Source organism: Archangium violaceum, from assembly GCF_016887565.1.
Lineage (GTDB): Bacteria > Myxococcota > Myxococcia > Myxococcales > Myxococcaceae > Archangium > Archangium violaceum_B.
In genome coordinates, this window is sequence record NZ_CP069396.1 from 12,111,252 (window position 1) to 12,128,590 (window position 17,339).

The 17,339-nt window shown below is 68.8% G+C and carries 19 protein-coding genes; 4 read left to right on the forward strand and 15 right to left on the reverse strand.

The features are described from left to right. Window positions 1–4: 4 nt before the first annotated feature. Window positions 5–394, reverse strand: a complete 390-nt coding sequence (locus tag JRI60_RS48320; protein WP_239470177.1) for a hypothetical protein — start codon at window positions 392–394, stop codon at window positions 5–7. Window positions 395–757: 363 nt separating this feature from the next. Here JRI60_RS48320 and JRI60_RS48325 point away from each other — a divergent pair, with 363 nt between their 5' ends. Beyond that, complete coding sequence (locus JRI60_RS48325) at window positions 758–1,687, forward strand: DUF6929 family protein (RefSeq protein WP_204222839.1); 930 nt, start codon at window positions 758–760, stop codon at window positions 1,685–1,687. A 13-nt stretch (window positions 1,688–1,700) separates the two neighbouring features. Here JRI60_RS48325 and JRI60_RS48330 read toward each other — a convergent pair whose 3' ends face one another. The 8 genes from JRI60_RS48330 to lspA (JRI60_RS48365) form a co-directional block, all read right to left on the reverse strand. After that, a complete protein-coding gene (locus tag JRI60_RS48330; protein WP_204222840.1) occupies window positions 1,701–2,648 on the reverse strand; it encodes a tetratricopeptide repeat protein in 948 nt (315 codons plus the stop codon). Beyond that, complete coding sequence (locus JRI60_RS48335) at window positions 2,648–2,908, reverse strand: hypothetical protein (protein WP_204222841.1); 261 nt, start codon at window positions 2,906–2,908, stop codon at window positions 2,648–2,650. Before JRI60_RS48335 ends, JRI60_RS48330 begins: the two co-directional genes overlap by 1 nt. A gap of 124 nt (window positions 2,909–3,032) precedes the next feature. Then, window positions 3,033–3,419 carry a hypothetical protein gene (locus JRI60_RS48340; protein WP_204222842.1) on the reverse strand — a complete coding sequence of 129 codons (387 nt, stop codon included), beginning with the start codon at window positions 3,417–3,419 and terminating at the stop codon, window positions 3,033–3,035. A gap of 179 nt (window positions 3,420–3,598) precedes the next feature. After that, window positions 3,599–4,108: a KdsC family phosphatase gene (locus JRI60_RS48345; protein ID WP_204222843.1), complete on the reverse strand. Its 510-nt coding sequence runs from the start codon at window positions 4,106–4,108 to the stop codon at window positions 3,599–3,601. An 11-nt stretch (window positions 4,109–4,119) separates the two neighbouring features. Then, on the reverse strand, window positions 4,120–5,151 hold the full coding sequence (locus JRI60_RS48350; protein ID WP_204222844.1) for an MXAN_5187 C-terminal domain-containing protein: 1,032 nt from the start codon (window positions 5,149–5,151) through the stop codon (window positions 4,120–4,122). Between the two features lie 42 nt (window positions 5,152–5,193). Next, on the reverse strand, window positions 5,194–6,510 hold the full coding sequence (locus tag JRI60_RS48355; RefSeq protein WP_204222845.1) for a prolipoprotein diacylglyceryl transferase: 1,317 nt from the start codon (window positions 6,508–6,510) through the stop codon (window positions 5,194–5,196). A gap of 114 nt (window positions 6,511–6,624) precedes the next feature. Next, a complete protein-coding gene (gene lspA / locus JRI60_RS48360; protein ID WP_204222846.1) occupies window positions 6,625–7,242 on the reverse strand; it encodes a signal peptidase II in 618 nt (205 codons plus the stop codon). Between the two features lie 9 nt (window positions 7,243–7,251). Further along, window positions 7,252–7,872, reverse strand: coding sequence for a signal peptidase II (gene lspA / locus JRI60_RS48365; RefSeq protein ID WP_204222847.1), 621 nt, complete (start codon window positions 7,870–7,872; stop codon window positions 7,252–7,254). A gap of 180 nt (window positions 7,873–8,052) precedes the next feature. Here lspA (JRI60_RS48365) and JRI60_RS48370 point away from each other — a divergent pair, with 180 nt between their 5' ends. The 3 genes from JRI60_RS48370 to JRI60_RS48380 all read left to right on the forward strand — a co-directional run bounded on the left by JRI60_RS48370 (window position 8,053) and on the right by JRI60_RS48380 (window position 9,773). Continuing rightward, a complete protein-coding gene (locus JRI60_RS48370; protein WP_239470178.1) occupies window positions 8,053–8,358 on the forward strand; it encodes a hypothetical protein in 306 nt (101 codons plus the stop codon). 4 nt (window positions 8,359–8,362) lie between these two features. Next, window positions 8,363–9,112: a Mut7-C RNAse domain-containing protein gene (locus tag JRI60_RS48375; protein ID WP_204222849.1), complete on the forward strand. Its 750-nt coding sequence runs from the start codon at window positions 8,363–8,365 to the stop codon at window positions 9,110–9,112. 232 nt (window positions 9,113–9,344) lie between these two features. Then, a complete protein-coding gene (locus JRI60_RS48380; RefSeq protein ID WP_204222850.1) occupies window positions 9,345–9,773 on the forward strand; it encodes a hypothetical protein in 429 nt (142 codons plus the stop codon). A 75-nt stretch (window positions 9,774–9,848) separates the two neighbouring features. Here JRI60_RS48380 and ileS read toward each other — a convergent pair whose 3' ends face one another. The 6 genes from ileS to JRI60_RS48410 form a co-directional block, all read right to left on the reverse strand. Next, on the reverse strand, window positions 9,849–12,740 hold the full coding sequence (gene ileS, locus JRI60_RS48385; protein WP_204222851.1) for an isoleucine--tRNA ligase: 2,892 nt from the start codon (window positions 12,738–12,740) through the stop codon (window positions 9,849–9,851). Between the two features lie 91 nt (window positions 12,741–12,831). Beyond that, entirely contained in the window at window positions 12,832–13,164 is a 333-nt protein-coding gene (locus JRI60_RS48390) for a hypothetical protein (protein ID WP_204222852.1), read from the reverse strand. Window positions 13,165–13,174: 10 nt separating this feature from the next. Then, window positions 13,175–14,149 carry a serine hydrolase gene (locus JRI60_RS48395; RefSeq protein WP_204222853.1) on the reverse strand — a complete coding sequence of 325 codons (975 nt, stop codon included), beginning with the start codon at window positions 14,147–14,149 and terminating at the stop codon, window positions 13,175–13,177. Then, complete coding sequence (locus JRI60_RS48400) at window positions 14,146–14,853, reverse strand: hypothetical protein (RefSeq protein WP_204222854.1); 708 nt, start codon at window positions 14,851–14,853, stop codon at window positions 14,146–14,148. Before JRI60_RS48400 ends, JRI60_RS48395 begins: the two co-directional genes overlap by 4 nt. Beyond that, the gene (locus tag JRI60_RS48405) at window positions 14,838–15,755 is read right to left on the reverse strand and encodes a hypothetical protein (protein WP_204222855.1); all 918 of its coding nucleotides are present in this window, start codon (window positions 15,753–15,755) and stop codon (window positions 14,838–14,840) included. Before JRI60_RS48405 ends, JRI60_RS48400 begins: the two co-directional genes overlap by 16 nt. Continuing rightward, window positions 15,752–17,332, reverse strand: a complete 1,581-nt coding sequence (locus JRI60_RS48410; protein WP_204222856.1) for a pilus assembly protein TadG-related protein — start codon at window positions 17,330–17,332, stop codon at window positions 15,752–15,754. The genes JRI60_RS48405 and JRI60_RS48410 overlap by 4 nt, the downstream gene beginning before the upstream one ends. Window positions 17,333–17,339 lie beyond the last annotated feature (7 nt).

Sequence of the window (17,339 nt, forward strand, 5' to 3'; positions counted from 1 at the left end):
GTCATCAGTCGCTGTAGGGCAGATCGACTCCCACCGAATTCCAGGGCGCGCTCCCCTCGTAACACCTGGGGTACTCCTCGTTGTAGACCCCATGGATGTCGGGCTGCGCGGGCATGACGTTTCCGAGATCCGTCGGATTGCCTCCATGCCAGAGGTCTCGCATGTGATGTCCCGGCCAGTGGGTGTTTCCGCTCTTGGGCCACTCTCCATAGATATCGGCGAACTTCCGGCGAAGGCCCTCCCGCGCGTTCTCCCACTGCTTGCGCAAGGGCTCCTTGTCCGCCGGTTTCAACGTGGGGAAGTCGCAACAGCAGTGGAAGAGGGCATAGCGACTTCCGGCTTCGAGCGGCATGACGGCCCCCCGCCAGTCGTACTTGATATCGGCCAGCCACATGCAGCCCATGAGCCTACGGCCCTGCTCAGCGCATTCCTCCCGACAAGACGCCATCCACCGCCTGTTGCACTGCCAGGGGCCATAGTAGAAGGTCGCCTTCAACGCACTCGCGGAGGAATACTCCTTCCATGGTCCCTCCCATTTTCCAGGCGCTGCTCTGGCCCCAGGGGACGGGGTCACATTGTTCGGGTGGGTGATGTCGCGCGTCTCGGACAGGTAATTCGTCACACACCCGCTCGAGGCCCCCCACAACACCACCGGCACGATGACCTGCCGGAAGACATGAGAAGTCATCGGCTCACCCCAGGAAGAGAGTTGGGGTGAGGATATCGCCACTCCACGGTCCGCCCCGAGGTCCCAACCATGCTCCGTCTCACCCAGCGCCGGAAACTCACCCTGCGGTCCCCCGAGACGCCGGGCGGTGCGGCCCACGTATCCGCCGCGAGTGGCCTCGTGCGCGTTGGCAACTGGCTCCACGTCGTCGCGGACGACTCGCTCTTCCTGGCCACCTTTCCCCGGGAGGGGGAAGAGCCGGGACAGCTCTCGCGCCTCTTCCCGGGCGAGTTGCCGCTGGAGCCCAGGACCCGCAAGGCGCTCAAGCCGGACCTGGAGGCGCTCTGCCTGCTGGGGAGCCTCGATGGCGCGCCGCACGGGGCGCTGCTGGCGGTGCCCTCGGGGAGCACGTCGGTGCGGATGAAGGGCGCGCTGGTGCCGCTGGCGGCGGACGGGAGCATCGGCGGTCCGGCGCGCGAGGTGGACTTCACCAGCGTCTACGCCCAGCTCACCCGCGAGCTGGGCCCGCTCAACGTGGAGGGCGCGGCGGTGGCGGGCGCGCGCCTGCGCCTGCTCAACCGTGGCAACGGAGACCAGGGCACGGACGCGGTGGTTGACTTGGACGCGGGCCGGGTGCTGCGCACGCTCGGGGCCGGCGAGCCCCTACAACCCGACGTGGTACGCACCGTGCGCCGCTGGGAGCTGGGCCGCGCGGGCACCGTGCGCCTGTCCTTCACGGACGCCTCGCCACTGCCGGACGGCCGCCTCGTCTTCACCGCCGCCGCCGAGGACACCCGCGATGCCTACGCGGATGGCACGGTGATGGGCTCGGCGGTGGGCGTGCTGGCGCCCGATGGCACGCCGCAGTTCCTCGATGGCGTGGATGCGAAGGTGAAGCTGGAGGGCGTGGACGCGCGGGTGGAGCAGGGCCGCATCCACCTGCTGCTCGTGGCGGACGCGGACGATCCCCACGTGGCCGCGCCCCTCTTCGAGACCGTACTGGAAGGCGTTCCGGGCTGAACGCCGGGGCGTCTCAGTCGCCGTGGTCGCGAGCGGCTTCCTCGGCCGAGCCGCCGACGGCCTCCACCGAGGAGCGGGGCGTTCCCGCGGGAGCCCGGCTCTTGTGGTCGAAGGCCGACGTGTGGCTGACCTCGGTCGCCGTCGCGGCGATGCGGCGGCGGGCCCGGGCGATGGAGTCCTGCACCATGGCCGGCTCCGGGTGGTTCTTGAGGGCCTGGACCCAGGTCTCGATGGCCTTCTCGTTGTCGCCCGCCTCGGCCTTCAGCTTGCCCATCTCGAAGGTGGCGTGCGGGGAGAGCTCCGAGTCCGGGAAGCGGGCGATGAGGTCCGCGTACGTGCGCGAGGCCTCCTGGCGGTAGCGCTGCACCTCGGGGGTGCCGGGCTGGGACTGCACCGCCTGCATGTGCAACGCCTGGGCCTGCAGGAAGAGCGAGTCGTCCACGAAGGCGCTGGTGGCGAAGCGCTCGGCCAGCTTGCGCGACTCCAGCGCGCACTGCTGGTAGTCCTGCAGCTCGAAGTACAGCTTGGCCACCTGGTAGTGCAGCTCGGCGCCCTGGGGCGGGTTGCGCGCCAGCGCCGCGGTGAGCTGGTCGATGGCGCCGCGCAAATCCCGGAAGTACACGCGCAGCAGCTCGGCGAGCACCACGCGGGCCTCCAGCGCCTCGGGAGACTCGGGGCACTGGACGATGAGCTCCTTGTAGACGCTCACCGCCTCCTTCACCTTGCGCATCTCGAGCCAGTAGACGTCCGCGGCGCCCTTGAGGGCACGGGCCTTGATGACCTGGGCCTGGGCGGAGTCGTCGATGCGCAGGGCATCTAGCGCCTTGCGGTACTCCACGAGGGCCTCGTCGGGGCGCTTCTCGAAGATGGCATCGCGAGCGCGCTGCATGTGGTCGGTGGCGCTCGGCCGGGAGCAGCCGGTGGCGAGCGAGAGGGCCAGGAGCAGCGTCAGGCGTCGCACTAGCAGGTCTCCGGGATGATGCGGACACATTGGGTGTCCTGGCAGCGGATGCACTCCTCGAAGGAGGAGGTGTCGGTGACGCACAGCGACACGCGAGAGGAGCGAGGACAGTCCTCGGAGGCGGTGCAGCGGTAGACGTCGCCCTGGGCGTCCATCACGCGCACCACCTGCGGCGAGGCGCAGGCCTCGTCGGAGGGAGTATCGCAGCCGAAGAGCCCGGCCGCGGCGGCAAGGACGAGTGCTCCAATCCGGGTTCTCACGGGGCGAAAGTTGTAGCCGGATTTGGTGGCGGCGTCACGGAAGCACGAGGCCGCCCGCCCGCTCTCCCGGGTTTCGAGCACCCTCTCCCTCTGGGAGAGGGCCGGGGTGAGGGTATCTCCGCGACTAGTTGCTCAACCGCTCCTGCTTGGCCGAGGTGAGCACGGCGGACTCCACGGAGGCCATGCGCCGGCGCTTGTATTGCTCGCGAGCCTTGCGCTCCTGGTGCTCCAGATTGCGCGCGATGCCCATCAGGTGCTCATCCGCCACGCGGCACTGGATGGCCGACACCTGCTGGTGCCGCTCACCCAATTCCTGCCACAGGTGCATCTTGGACTGATTGCCCAGCAGACGCGTCTCCACCTCGTCGAGCGCCGCGTCCATGCGCTTCTCCTCGGCCAGGTCCTCCGCGAGACGCGCCTCCGCGTCCTCCGGGGGAGCCGCGCACCCGCTCGCCAGCCACAGCGCCACCGCCGCCAGCCCGAGCCACCTGCGCCGCGTCCCACCTGCCATCGCCCACCTCGAGGTCCAGTGCGTTTGCCTGCCTACATCCGCGAGCCCCGGTCGGGTCCTCGCGCGTGGCGCAAACTAGGGAGCACCTCCCCACCGGACAACCTCCCCCCCGCGGGACTTCGACGTCACCTCCCGGGGCGGATTCCAGGACCGGACATCCGGCCCGCCCTCCGGGACGCTCAGGGCGCCTGCCGATGACGCAGAATGAACTCACACACCTCGCGCGCCGCGCCGAAACCCGCCGGCCGCTGCGCCACATAGTGCACTTGCGAACGCACCTCGTCCGGGGACTCGGGGGGCGCGGCCGAGAACCCCACCGCCTTGAGCAGCGGCAGGTCTACCAGTTCATCCCCCATGTACCCACACCGGTCCGCCGTCACCTTCAAGAGCTCCAGCAGCTTCTCGAAGTGGGCCACCTTGTCCTGGCTGCCGAAGTGCACGTGCTTGAGGCCCAGCGACTGCATGCGCATCTGCGCCGAGAGGCTGTCGCCGCCGGAGATGGCCGCCACCTCCAGCCCCGCCTCCTGCAGCCGCTTGATGCCCATGCCGTCGCGCACGCTGTACATCTGCGTCCAGCCGGAGTTGGGCACCCAGAAGATGCGCCCGTCGGTGAGGGTGCCGTCGATGTCGAAAATCATCACCGACAGGCGGCTCACCCTCGACTTGAGCGACTCCAGGTCCTGGTTCATCCGCGCACGCCCTACTTGGGAACGGCCTTGAGCACGGCCTTGCCGTCCTTGATGACGACCTTGAACTCCACCGACTTGGCGCCGTGCTGCTTCATCAGCTCCGGCACCTGCTTGCGCAGCGAGGCGGCGATGGAGTCGTAGCTCATCTTCGAGGTGTCCTCCTTGTTGTTGCGCTTGGCGGCGACATAGGCGTTGTAGACGGACTTCAGCTTGTCGTCGGACAGGTCGCTCGAGGCACTGGCGGAGGGAGGACGGAGCGCGGCGGCGGGGCGCGCCGCCTGGGGCGTCCCCGGACGCGCGGCGGGAGGACGGGCCCCCACGGGCGCCACGGGCGGAATCACCGGCGCCACGGGCGGAATCACCGGCGCCACCGACGGCACCAGCGGCGCCACCGAGGGAATCGACGGCAGGGGCGAGCCCCGGGCCGGCGTCCCCATCACGGGCGCCACGGGCGGGACCAGCGGCGCCACCGACGGCACCAGCGGCGCCACCGACGGCACACCGCCCCGGAAGGGCACGGGCTCCACCGATGGCACGGACGACGGCTTCTCCTCGTCCACGTCGAAGTCGGAGTCGGGCAGCTGCGTCGCCCCGGTGCCGCGAGCGGTCGGCTTCTTCTCGACGCGGCGCTTCGCCTTGGCGACGTCCCGCTTGTACGTGCCGTTCTCGATCTCCTGCAGCGTGCGCGTCCAGAGCCGCTCGTAGCTCATGAACTTGCTGTGGATGGCCTGCACGCGGAACTTCGCGCCCGTGTTACGCACGAAGCTGCTCTTGAGCCTCTCCACGCGCTTCTTCAGGTCCTCGTGCACCCGTGTGGGCGGGGTGCGATCGATTCCCATGAAGTAGTGCTCGTAGGTCACCTTCAGGGCCGCCAGCTCGGCCTCGATGGCGTCACACTCCTGGAGGGCCACCTCGCTGCCCGATTTGGTGGGCATACCGGACTTCGTATCCCCATCGTTCGCGGCCAGCCTGGCGGACGACTTCGTCGAAGCTCCGGGCTTCGCGACCTGGTTCTTCGTGGACGACTTGGGCTCGTACGGCATGGGCGTCCCAGAGTGTCCCCAAGACGGGCCCGCTTATCAACCTCAGGCGGGGCTCGGTGTCGGCCCGACGCCAGCCGCCTCGCCTGCCCGGCGAATCCGTCGGTACAGCAAAGTCGCACCAAAGGTGAACATGCACAGGGAGATGAACTGGCTGGTGGAGATGTTGTACCAGGCCTCCAGGGGCACCGCGTCCGCCAGCGACCGGGCCCCCAGGGACTCGAGCAGGCCGTGCAGGGTGCCGCGCTCGGTGTCGCCGCGGAACAGCTCCACCGTGGTGCGCAGCACCGCGTAGCACATGAGCCACAGGGCGAAAATCTGGCCGTGGAAGCGGCGGAAGCGGCGCGCGTACAGCAGCGCCAGGAAGAGCACCATCTGGCCGAGCGACTCGTAGATTTGCGTGGGGTGCACCGGCAGGGTGGTGCCGTGCTGGGCCACCCACTCGGAGATGCGCACGGCGCCGGGGGCCGCCTGGTGGAGGATCTGCCCGGTGGCCTCCACCACGTAGCGCGAGTCCTGCGCCTGCGACTGGAAGGCCAGGCTGGAGGTGCCGGTGAGCTGCCCGAAGAGATCCCTGGCCACCCCGGAACCCGGGAAGTGGGCCGCCAGGCGGGTCCCCGCCGCGGTGACGTCACCCCAGCAGCACCCGGCGGAGAAGCACCCCAGGCGCCCCAGGCACTGGCCCAGCGACACGGTGGGGATGGCCAGGTCCGCCAGCCGCAGGAAGTCCATGCCGTTCTTGCGCGCGAAGTAGAAGGCCGCCAGCCCCGCGCCGATGAGGCCGCCGTAGAACACCAGCCCGCCGCCCAGCGAGAACACCTGCGACCAGTCGCGCGAGTAGTCCTTCCAGTTGACGAGCACGAAGAGGACGCGGCTGCCCACCAGGCCCCCCACCAGCACGTAGAAGGCCAGGTCCATCAACGCCTCGCGCTTGCGAGGGCCCTCGACGTCCACCCACTGGCCACCGCCCTGGCCGTCCGACACCCACTCCAGCTTGCGCCACTCGTCCTGAGCCAGCCGCGCGGCCACGGCCGCCGCGGTCATGAAGCCGGTGGCCAGCAGGACGCCGTAGGTGTGCACGGGCAGCCCCTCGCCCTGGCCCCCCGGGATGGCGTCCGCGGGCAGCGCGTACTTCAGGCCGAACCACGCCAGGGCCCCGCCGATGGCGCCATAGACGAGCGCGCGCAGCAGCCGCTCCTGCGGCGTGGGAGGAGGAGGCTTCTCGCCCTTGGCCCTGGGAGTGCCCTCGGCACCGCTCCAGCCGTTGTAGGCGATGTACGCCACCACGCCGAGCGCCAGGGCGTACAGGAACAGCTGGGACCAGAAGGAGGTGAAGGTGAAGTGGACGAGGACGGGGAGCATGAACAGGAGACCTTACGGGCGCGAGGCCGTGCAGGTTACCTGTTCACGGCGAACTCTTGGAGTAGGGAGTGGCGACCCGGGGCCGGATCGCCAGCACGGGGAGCGGCCCGCCCGTCAGGAACGGACCTGGGCGGACTTCTCCTCCGCCGGCTTGTCCTTGCGCACGAAGGCATCCACCAGGAGCAGCCCCACGCCCACGACGATGGCCGAGTCGGCCACGTTGAAGGAGGGCCAGGCCGCCTTGTCGTACCAGTGGGCCTCGAGAAAATCGATGACGAAGGCCCGGGCGATCCGGTCGATGTAGTTGCCGATGGCTCCGCCCAGCACCAGGGGCAGGCCCCACAGGGCCCAGCGCTCCTGGGGATTCGTCCCGCTCAGCTGGCTGAAGTACCAGGAGATGAGCACCACCGCGCCGATGCTCACCACGTGGAAGAGGGGCCCGCGCACGTTGGGCGGCAGAGTCCGGAAGAGGCCCCAGGCCGCGCCCGGGTTCTCCGCGTAGCGCAGACGGAAGAAGGACGGGGAGACCTCGATGTGGCGCTTGGACCGGTAGTGCAGTCCGTCGAAGCCCTGGGGCGGGGGCTCGCCATACATCGCCGACAGGCGCTCACCGAGCGTGGGCCTGTCATCGAAGCGGGTGGTGAGCTCGCGGACGACGAGGTACTTCGTCCACTGGTCGAGGACGATGACGCCGAGCGCCACCGTCAGCAGGAGGAGGTATTTGCGGGGCACGGGTGCGGCTTATACCACCTGCCCCCCCGGCGTCACGGATTCCACGGGCCCGCGTGCCCGGAAGGAGTCCAGGAGCAACAGGCCCACGCCCACGCAGATGGCCGCGTCGGCCACGTTGAAGGTGGGCCAGCGCATGCCGGGCTGGTTGCGCCAGTGCCAGTCGATGAAGTCGATGACGTAGCCGCGCAGCAACCGGTCCACGAAGTTGCCCAGCGCCCCTCCGGTGACGAGCGCCAGCGCCCAGCGCACCGACTTCTGCTCCGGGGTGAGCCGCACGTACATGAAGAGGATGAAGCCGAGCGCCACCAGGCTCACCACGTGGAAGAAGGGCCGGCGCACGGACTCGGGCAGGTTGGCGAACATGCCCCAGGCGGCGCCCGGGTTCTCCACGTAGCGGAAGTGCCAGTAGTCCTCGATGAAGCGGTAGGGGCGGGTGGACCGCCGGTACGCGCCCTCCACGGGCGGGTCGTTGTCCAGGTTCTGCTCGGTGAAGAAGCCCTCCACCCGAGCCAGGCCCATCCGTCCATCCAGCGCCTCCGTCAGGTGGGCGACGGCCAGATATTTGGTCACCTGGTCGGCGGCGAGGGTGGCGAGGCCCACGAGGATCAGGACGCGGAAGCGATGCACCATGAGACCCGCAGGTCTACCTTGCTGACTGGGAGGCTGACAACACGGCCCGGAATACGACCGGGCTGCCAAGCGGTTGACTCGCGGCACACCTCGAAGTGGGGCATGGTGGGGATGATGGGGACTGTTGAGCCACCTGTGACGCCGACGCCGAATCCGAACGAGACTCCCGCCACCACCGCCGTGACGAAGACCAAGCCGACCCTGATGGAGCGGCTCCAGGACTTCATCACCCGCTACGGCATGCTGGCCATCGTGGTGCACTACGCCATCTTCGGCCTGTGCCTGGCGGGCTTCGCGCTGCTCATCCGCGCGGGCTTCAATGTCACCGGGGCCGCCGGGGCCGCGGGCACCTTCGCGGGCGCCTATGCCGCCTGCCAGGTCATCAAGATTCCGCGCTTCGCCGCCACGTTCGCCCTCACGCCGCTCATCGACCGGCTCATCCGCCGGCTGCGCAACAAGGGCCCGGCCGAGCCGCCCCGCTCCTGAAGTCATGAAGCAGGTGACGGTCCGGTTCTACGGCTCGCTCAACGACTTCCTGGCCCCCGAGCGCCGTGGCGTCGGGTTCCTCCACACCCTGGCCGGGCCGTGTTCGGTGAAGGACCTCATCGAGTCGCTCGGCCCGCCCCACCCCGAGGTGGACGTGGTGCTCGTGGATGGCGAGGCCGTGGACTTCTCCCACCGCGTCGAGCCCGGCCAGCGCCTGGCCGTGTACCCCGTGTTCTCCGCCATCGACGTGGCGCCGCTCGTGCGCGTGGGGCCCCCTGCCCTCCCCGAGCCGCGCTTCCTGCTCGACGTGGGTCTCGGCCGGCTCGCGGGCCTGCTGCGCATGCTCGGGTTCGACACCCTGTGGCGCAACGACTACGCCGATGACGTGCTCGCCCGTGTGTCCCGGGACGAGCAGCGCATCCTGCTCACGCGGGACATCGGTGTGCTCAAGCGCTCCGAGGTGGTTCACGGGTACTTCCCCCGCGAGACGGACCCCTCCCAGCAGCTCGTGGAGGTGGTGCGGCGCTTCCGGCTCACCGCGAGCATGCGTCCGTTCACGCGGTGCCTCGCCTGCAATGGCGCGCTCTCCGAGGCCTCTCACGCGGAGGTCCAGGGCCGAGTACCGGAGCGCGTGCACGCCTCGTTCACCCGCTTCCAGCAGTGCCCCGAGTGCAAGCGCGTGTTCTGGGCCGGCTCGCACCACGCTCGCATGCAGGTCATCATCGACAAGCTGCGCGAGCTGGAAGGACAGTAGGCGTCCTCGGGAGGCGGGCTTCTCGGAGGCTGGCGCCCGCGCGATCCGGCACAATCCTATACGGAGTCCTCCTGGGAGAATTGTGACACTCCCAGGACGGAGAGCCAGGGCACCTCCGGCTGGAACGACAAGCAGAGAATGCCCGAGCGCTCGTGGGGATGAATCGTGCCCGGCTCCAGGTGGATGACCACTCCTCTCGAATGAGAAGCCATCGCTCGCCTCGGAGTTTCCTATGTCACTCCCTCACCTATTGTCCCCCTTCGTCCTCGTCCTATTCGTCCTGACCTCGGCCTGCGCGACCACCAGCGCCGTCCAGCTCGGCGCACTCGCGGATCAACCGCGTCCGGCCGTCGAGCCGGAGAAGGTCGCCGTCTACCGCACGGCAGATCAGGTGCCCGGCAAGTACGAGGAGATCGCCCTGCTCGACTCGAGGAGCGCTCCGTTGGTCACGGGCATGGGGACCATGTTCAATTCGATGCGCAAGAAGGCCGGGAAGCTGGGCGCCAATGCCATCATCCTCGATGCCATGAGCGAGCCAGACACCACCGGCCTGTTGCTCGGAAACCTCTCCGGCGGCATGGAGCGCAAGGGAAAGGCCGTCGCCATCTACGTCTTCCCCAAGAAGTCCTCTTCCAAGAAATCCGCTTCGGCACAGAAGTGACCACGGGGTGAAGACCCTCACCCCGTCCCTCTCCCAGAGGGAGAGGGGTTGTTGGTCGTGGTTGTTGTTGGGACCTCAGCTCAGCGCTTCCTGGCACTTGGCGCAGACTTCCGCGCCAGACTCGACCTTCTCCGAGTACGTCCAGCAGCGCGGGCACTTCGCTCCCTTCGCCGGCAACACCTCCGCCTTCACTTCCTCGCCCAGCACCTGCGCCACATTCAACGCCTGCGCCTTCTCCCCCGCCCCGTCCGCCAGCTCCACCTGGCTCACGATCAGCAGCCCCGGCAGCTCCGCCTCGTTCGCCTTCAGGAACTCCCGCGCCTTGCCGCTCGCGCTCAGCACCACCCGCGCTTCCAGCGACGCGCCGATCATCTTGTCCCGCCGCGCCGCCTCCAGCAGCCCCTGCACCGCACTCCGCACCGCGAAGAGCTTCTCGTAACGCTCCGCCAGCGCCGCGTCCGTCTTCACCGCCGGCTCCGGGAAGTCCGTCAGGTACACGCTCTCCGCCTTCTTCCCCGGCAGGTACTGCCACGCCTCCTCCGCCGTGAAGCTCATCACCGGCGCCAGCAGTTGCAGCAGCACCGTCGCTACCTCGTGCAGCACCGTCTGCGCGCTCCGCCTCGCGTGACCCGTCGCCTTCGTCGTGTACAGCCGGTCCTTCAGGATGTCGAAGTACACCGCCGACAGGTCTCCCGCGCAGAAGTCCACCACCGTCGCGTACACCAGGTGGAACTCGTACGCCTCGTACGCCTTCTTCACCCGCGCCACCACCTCCGCCAACCGGCCCCTCGCCCACGTGTCCAGCGTCAGCAGCTCACCCGCCGGCACCGCGTCCTTCGCCGGATCGAAGTCGTACAGGTTGCTCAGTGCATACCGGATGGTGTTGCGGATCTTCCGGTAGCCCTCGCTCAGGCCCTTGAGGATCTGGTCCGACAGCCGCACGTCGTTGCGGTAGTCGCTCGAGGCCACCCACAGCCGCAGCACCTCGGCTCCGTACTGCTGGATGATCTTCTCCGGCGCCACCACGTTGCCCCGGCTCTTCGACATCTTCTCGCCCGCGCCGTCCACCACGAAGCCGTGCGTCAGGCAGGCCTTGTACGGCGATACGTCCCGCGTCCCCACCGACACCAGGATGGATGAGTGGAACCAGCCCCGGTGCTGATCACTCCCCTCCAGGAACAGGTCCGCCGGAATCCGCTGCCGCCGCTCCGACACCGCGCTGAACGCGCACGCCGAGTCGAACCACACGTCCAGGATGTCCGTCTCGCGGCGGAACTCCGTCTTGCCGCACTTCTGGCACGTGTAGCCCGCGGGGAGGAACTCCTTCACCGGCGTGCGGTACCACACGCCCGCGCCCTCCTTCTCCACCGCCGCCGCCACCTTCTCCATCAGCTCCGCGGAGATGACCGACTCCTCGCACCCCTCGCAGTACGCGATGGGGATGGGCACGCCCCACGTCCTCTGCCGGCTGATGCACCAGTCCGGCCGCGTCTCCAGCATGCCCCGGATCCGGCTGTGCCCCCACGACGGCACCCACTGCACCCGGTCCACCTCGTCCAGCACCTGCTGCCGGAACGTCTTCTCGCCCTTGAGCGGCTTGTCCAGCGGGATGAACCACTGGTACGTCGCGCTGAGGATGACAGGGTTGTGGCACCGCCAGCAGTGCGGATAGCTGTGCTCGACCTTGTCCGACTTGTCGTTGAGCAGCGCGCCCTTCTCGACCAGCGCGTCGATGACGACCGGGTTGGCCTCGAAGACCTTCTTGCCCGCCAGCCACCCGCCCACGCTCTCGTCGTAGCGGCCGTCCTGGCGCACCGGGTTGTAGATGTCGAGCCCGTACTTCAGGCCCACCTCGTAGTCCTCCTGGCCGTGCCCCGGCGCCGTGTGCACCAGGCCCGTACCGGCCTCCAGCGTCACGTGCTCGCCCAGCAGAATCCTTCCCTGACGCTCGTAGAAGACGTGCCGGTAGGTGCAGCCCTCCAGCTCGTCACCGCGCGCGTAGGCGAGGATGCGCTCCGGCTCCACCAGCGCGGCCGCCGACACCTCTTCGCCGGCCACCTTCACGTTCTTCACCGCCAGCTCGTCCGCCTTCACCTCGGCCAGCACCTTGGACAGCAGGTCCTTCGCCACGCAGATGACGCGCTCGCCGAGCGCGTAGAACACGTACTCGTACTCCGCGTTCACCGCGATGGCCAGGTTGGCCGGCAGCGTCCACGGCGTCGTGGTCCAGATGACGAACGAGACGTTCTTCCCCTTCAGCGCCGGCACCCGCTCGGCCACCTCGGGGCCCGCCGGGAAGGCCACGTACACCGACGGGCTCGCGTGGTCCTCGTACTCCACCTCGGCCTCGGCCAGCGCCGTCTGGTCCGTCAGGCAGAAGTACACCGGCTTCTTGCGCCGGTAGAGCATGCCCCGCTTCGCGAACGTGGCCAGCTCGCGGATCTCCTGCGCCTCGTAGGGGAAGTCGAGCGTGCGGTACGGGTGCTCCCAGTCCCCGAGGATGCCCAGGCGCTTGAACTCGGTGCGCTGGATGTCGATGAACTCCAGCGCGTACGCGCGGCACTGCTCCAGGAAGGCCTCCCGGTCCAGCGTCCGCTTGTCGATCTTCTTGTCCTTGAGCCGCTTCTCCACCGCCTGTTCGATCGGCAGACCGTGGGTATCCCAGCCCGGGATGTAGTCGCACCGGCGGCCCGCCAGGTTGCGGTACTTCACGACGATGTCCTTGAGGACCTTGTTGAGCGCGTGGCCCGCGTGGATGTGCCCGTTGGCGTAGGGCGGCCCATCCGTCAGGACGAAGGGCTCGGCCTGCGTGCGCCGCTCGAGAATCTTCCCCCAGATGCCCCGCTCCGCCCACCAGCCGAGCATCCTCGGCTCCAGCTGGGCCAGGTTCCCCTTCATGGGGAAGTCCGTCTTGGGGAGATTGACCGAGTCCTTGTAATCCTTCGGGGGTGCACCGGCGTCGCTCATGACCTCCGGCCGTAACACGAGGCCCGGAGTGCTTCAACCGCATCCCCCTCCGGCCGAGCCCTCCCCTCCCCCGAAGCAGGGGGAGCGGCCCCTAATACTTCGACCGGTTGTTCTGCCCCTGCTGCTTCCGGTGCTTGTTCCGCTGCGGCTTCTCCTTGGGGCAGTCCTTGCTGCACGCGTTGAACTTCTCCTCGAAGTGCTCGGAGCAGCGCCGCGAGCAGTTCTCGAAGCCGCCCTTGTTGCTCTCGGGGTTCGGGCACTTCGCCACGCACTGCTGCATCGTCCCGGAGGCCTTCTCGGTGCAGGCCGCCTCGCACGTGTTGGCCTTCTTCGGGGTGCCCGCCGCGCTCGCCGGCAGCGCCAGCAGCGCTCCGCCCAGCACCAACACGCCCCAGGCCCTTCCCAGTCGCGTCATCGTCCGCATGTGTCGCCCCTCAATCGCAGTCCTTCGGTACGGGGGCCGACTCTGGCAGGCCGAACGAGGCCGGTTCGAGCACGCCCGCCACGTCATGGCAGGAGAGCGTCGCATCGCGGGAGACGGTCCGGTACAGCACGCACGAGGCGCGCTCGATGAAGGGCGCCTGGCGCCGCCAGTAGTCCCCGCCACGGCGGGCCAGCAGCGCCACGGCGTAGCGGTCTCCACCGGGCACCTGCACCACCCCCACCTCGGTGAGCGTGTTGTACACGGCGTCGTCCGAGCAGCAGCCGGGTGGCAGCCACCCCGCCTTGTGCATCAGCGTGACGCGCGCGGGCTCCGGCAGCAGCGCCCCCATCCACCCGCCGCATCCGGTGCGCGGGGTGAGCGTCATCCACTGCCGCAGCGCCTCCGTCTCCGCCCCACCCAGCAGCTCGCCCCGGTCCCACCGCGAGAGCACCTCCACCACGTCCCGGGCGGTGAAGTAGTTGTCCCCGCCCATCTCCCGCGGCGAGTTGGTCGCCTGGCGCGGCTTGCCGTACCGCCACCGGGTGAGCGCGGTGTGCCTCAGCCCCAGCTCGCGGTACCAGTCGTTGACGGCGTCCGGACCGATCAGGTCGATGACCTCGCCCGAGGCCTCGTTGTCCGATGTGCGGAAGATGGGCCCGGCATGGGGAGCCACCTTGTCGGTGCCCACGCGCGCGAGCGCCGCCGCCACCCAGAGCACCTTCGCCGCGCTGGCCGAGACGTGGGGTACCTCGTCCGCCACGCCCGCGTACTCGCCCGTGCGGAGGTTGCGCACGGCGATGGCCACGTCCGTTCCGGGAGACAGCAGGGGAGCCTCGGCGGCCAGCCGCGCCACCGCCTCCTGGAGCGTCGCGGGCAGCGCGGGAGCCACCTTCACGGGCTCGGGACGGGCCTCGCGCGCCACGCATCCCGGCACGGCGAGCAATCCCAGGGCCACGCACGCACCGAGCACCGGACCGCGTGTCATTCGGTGAGGTCCTCGTCATCGCGGGCGAGGTGCCCACCCAGCACGACCACCGACAGCTGGCCCTTCTCCAGGGGACGGGCCAGCACCACCACCCGCTCGCTGCCCTTGCGGTAGGTGCCCGGGCGCTTCTCCTCCCAACCGGCGGCCTTCATGGCATCGCGGTAGAAGGCGGCGAGCTGCTCGGCCGTGGCGGTGATGACGTACGAGAGCGAGCGTCCGGCCTCGACGTCGCTGGTGACGAGCTGCGAGGCTCCCGGATACACGGGCGCGAAGGTGTTGTCGGCCGAGGGATTGCGGATCTGCCCCACGTTGGCGGTGCCCAGCAGCACGCGCGTCGTCTTCCCATCCGGGTTGACCCGCAGGAACACGGTGTACGTGAGGTCCCGGTTCACATCCAGCGCCGTCAGGGACATGGCCCCGTGGACGACCACCTGGTGTGAGGGCGGGGGGATGTAGAACCCCTGCTCCTTGAACTGCGCGGCGAAGTGGCGGAACAGGTCCGTCGGCTTCCACGAGGACGTCACCGCGTGCAGCTTCATGGGGATGCCGAGCGCCACCTGCACGCCCTCCACCTCCACCTGCGACACCATCCCCGGCACGTCCCACTCGAAGCGCTTCTTCTTCTCCGGCTCCGCCGCGCTGGCCGGCAGGAGCGCTCCGAGCACGAGCGCCACCACCAGCCCCGCCCTCACAACCCCAACCATCTGTTACCCCGGTCCTTGTACTTGGAGTTGCGGCTCCCGGTGCGCACGTTGGTCATCCAGTCATTGGGACCGCTGTCGCCATCCCGGAACTCGGGGTCCGGCTTGCCGCTCTGGTAGCTCATCCAGAAGGTGCCATCGAGGCTGCCGGGCGCCGCGTTCACGATGGCCATCGCCATGGCCTGGCCGGCGCCCATGCCCGAGGCACCCGTCTGGCCGTACACGTTGCGCACCAGGCCCGAGAAGGCATCGTTGCCCCCGCTGTGGAGCAGGTGGTCCGTGCTCTCCGCGCCCCCGGACAGCCCCCAGTCATCCAGCATGATGGCGACCCGGCCCTGGCTGCAGTCGCCACCCGAGGCCATTCCCATGGCGCAGAAGGTGAACCACCCCAGGTTCGGGTAGTTCTTCACCTTGAAGAAGCCCTCGCCGCCCTGGTCCAGGAAGGACTTGGGGAAGTTGACGACCCGCAGCTGCGCGCTCCCGTGGCAGGCCATGCCCCCGCTGCCGCCCGGGTAGGCCTGGTAGTTGTTCTGGGACATGTTCGCCACCTGGTCCGACTCACAGGTGACGTTCAGGCCCCTGGCCTCGGTGAACACCAGCTTCACCGTGCTGTCGCCGCTCTTCTTGGACTCGCGCCCATCGAAGCTTGCGAAGCGGCCCGTCGCATCGGAGCCCGCGCTGTTGATGGCCTGCTCGCGGGGCGAGTAGTCATTGGGATGCTGGTGCATCCGCTTCGCCGTGGTGTCCCACAGCGCGTTGGCGGCCGCCTCGTGCACCTTGGGCGCCAGGTAGCCCAGCTCCGCCAGGTGGATGCCCCACACCAGGATGGAGACGAAGACGATCAACCCGAGCGCCGTCTCGACGAGCGACTGTCCGCGCGGCGCGCGGCGGGGGAGCTTGCTCATTGCCAGCCTCCGAACTTCGCGTCGTGGAGCGCCTGATAGGTCTGCTTCGCCACGTCCAGCCCGGCGTTCTCGAGCGTCTTGGCGATGTCGCCCTCGCGGCCCTTGCCCTGCGCGTCGATGTCCGGCGCCACCAGCGTGGCGCGCCAGAAGGGATTCATGAAGTTGGGCGGCTCGGCCCAGTCCCCGCTGCGGTGGTAGTAGGCCAGCCCCGTGGCCAGGGTGGCCTGCTTGCGGATGTCGTACTTGCCTCCGTCCGTGCTCAGCCCCCGGTTGTCGAAGCGGCTCGTGCGGTTGGGGGAGAAGCTGAAGTTGAAGTGACGGATCCACGGCGCCGCCGTCTTCAGGTCCTTGGTCGGCTTGCTGTAGTCGCGCGTGATGAGCGAGTACAGCTTGGGCTGGCCCTGGAGGTCGTCCTTGTTGGACAGCTTGTTCTCGTTGTAGTCGTAGACGATGGGCCAGTTGCCGCCGGCGATGTCGCCGATGAGCGAGTGGGTGGTGTCGTTCTGGTTCTGGCACGTGCCACCACTCCACGTGTGCCTGTCGGCGTTGCTGCTGAGGTTGGCCAACACGTTGGCCTGCACCGACCCCGTCCCGAAGACGGGGCAGCTCGCCATCAGACCCGCCCAGCTCACGTCGCCATGGTCGTCCGACTGGGCCGCGCCCGGGTTGCCCTCCGCGCCGTGCAGGGGTCCATCGAACTGGTCGGACCGGTACGCGGCACCGTCGCCACCGTAGACCGCGGCGCCGGTGAATCCCGCGAAGACGACATTGAGCCGGGCGGTGATCATCCCCGCACCGCCCGCGCGGCCCGTGGTGAAGGCATCGCCGCGGCTGCCCATGTAGATTTCGTACTGGTGGTCGATGCTGTTGCCGCCCTGGGGATTGCTGCTCGGCATCGGATCGCACACGGCCCCGGAGCTGCAGTTCTTGGAGATCTCCCGCAGGTTGATATTGCTGCCCTCCTCGGGCGCTTCCAGGGTCCAGATGCTCGAGCCCTGGGCCTTCTCCACGATGGTCCTCGCCAGGTTCTGGCTGCGGATGAGCCCGTCGAGGGTGTCGTAGTTGGCGGCGAAATCATTCTGGTACATCGCCGCCTGGAGACCATTGAGGCCCCGCACCTGTGCCGAAGCGGCCCGGTCGACCCCGTCCCACACATTCTGGACGCGCTGGATCTCCTGGTTGAGCTTCTGCATCCACTGGGTCATCTTGATTTGCGCGGGAGGGATGCGGTACGGCGGCTGACACAGGGCCAGCTCCGCCTGCATCAGCGGGTACACGGTGCTCCTGAGCACATTGAGCGAACCGCGGTAGGCCGAGGCCCAGCTGATGTAGGCCTGCGTGGCGGTCTGCGCCACCAGCAGACTCCACTCGGTGCGGTTCATCACGGCGATCACATTGAAGGTGCGGGCAGTGGCCACGGCGTCCGAGTAGGCGGCCGCATCCGCGAGCGTCTGCAGCTCCATCTTCTCGCGCACGCGCAGGCCCATGGAGACGGTGAGCAGCACCATCAACGCGAGCAGCATCAAGGTGAGCGAGAAGAGCACCAGCGACTGGCCACGGGAGCGACGGGTCTTCATGGCGTCC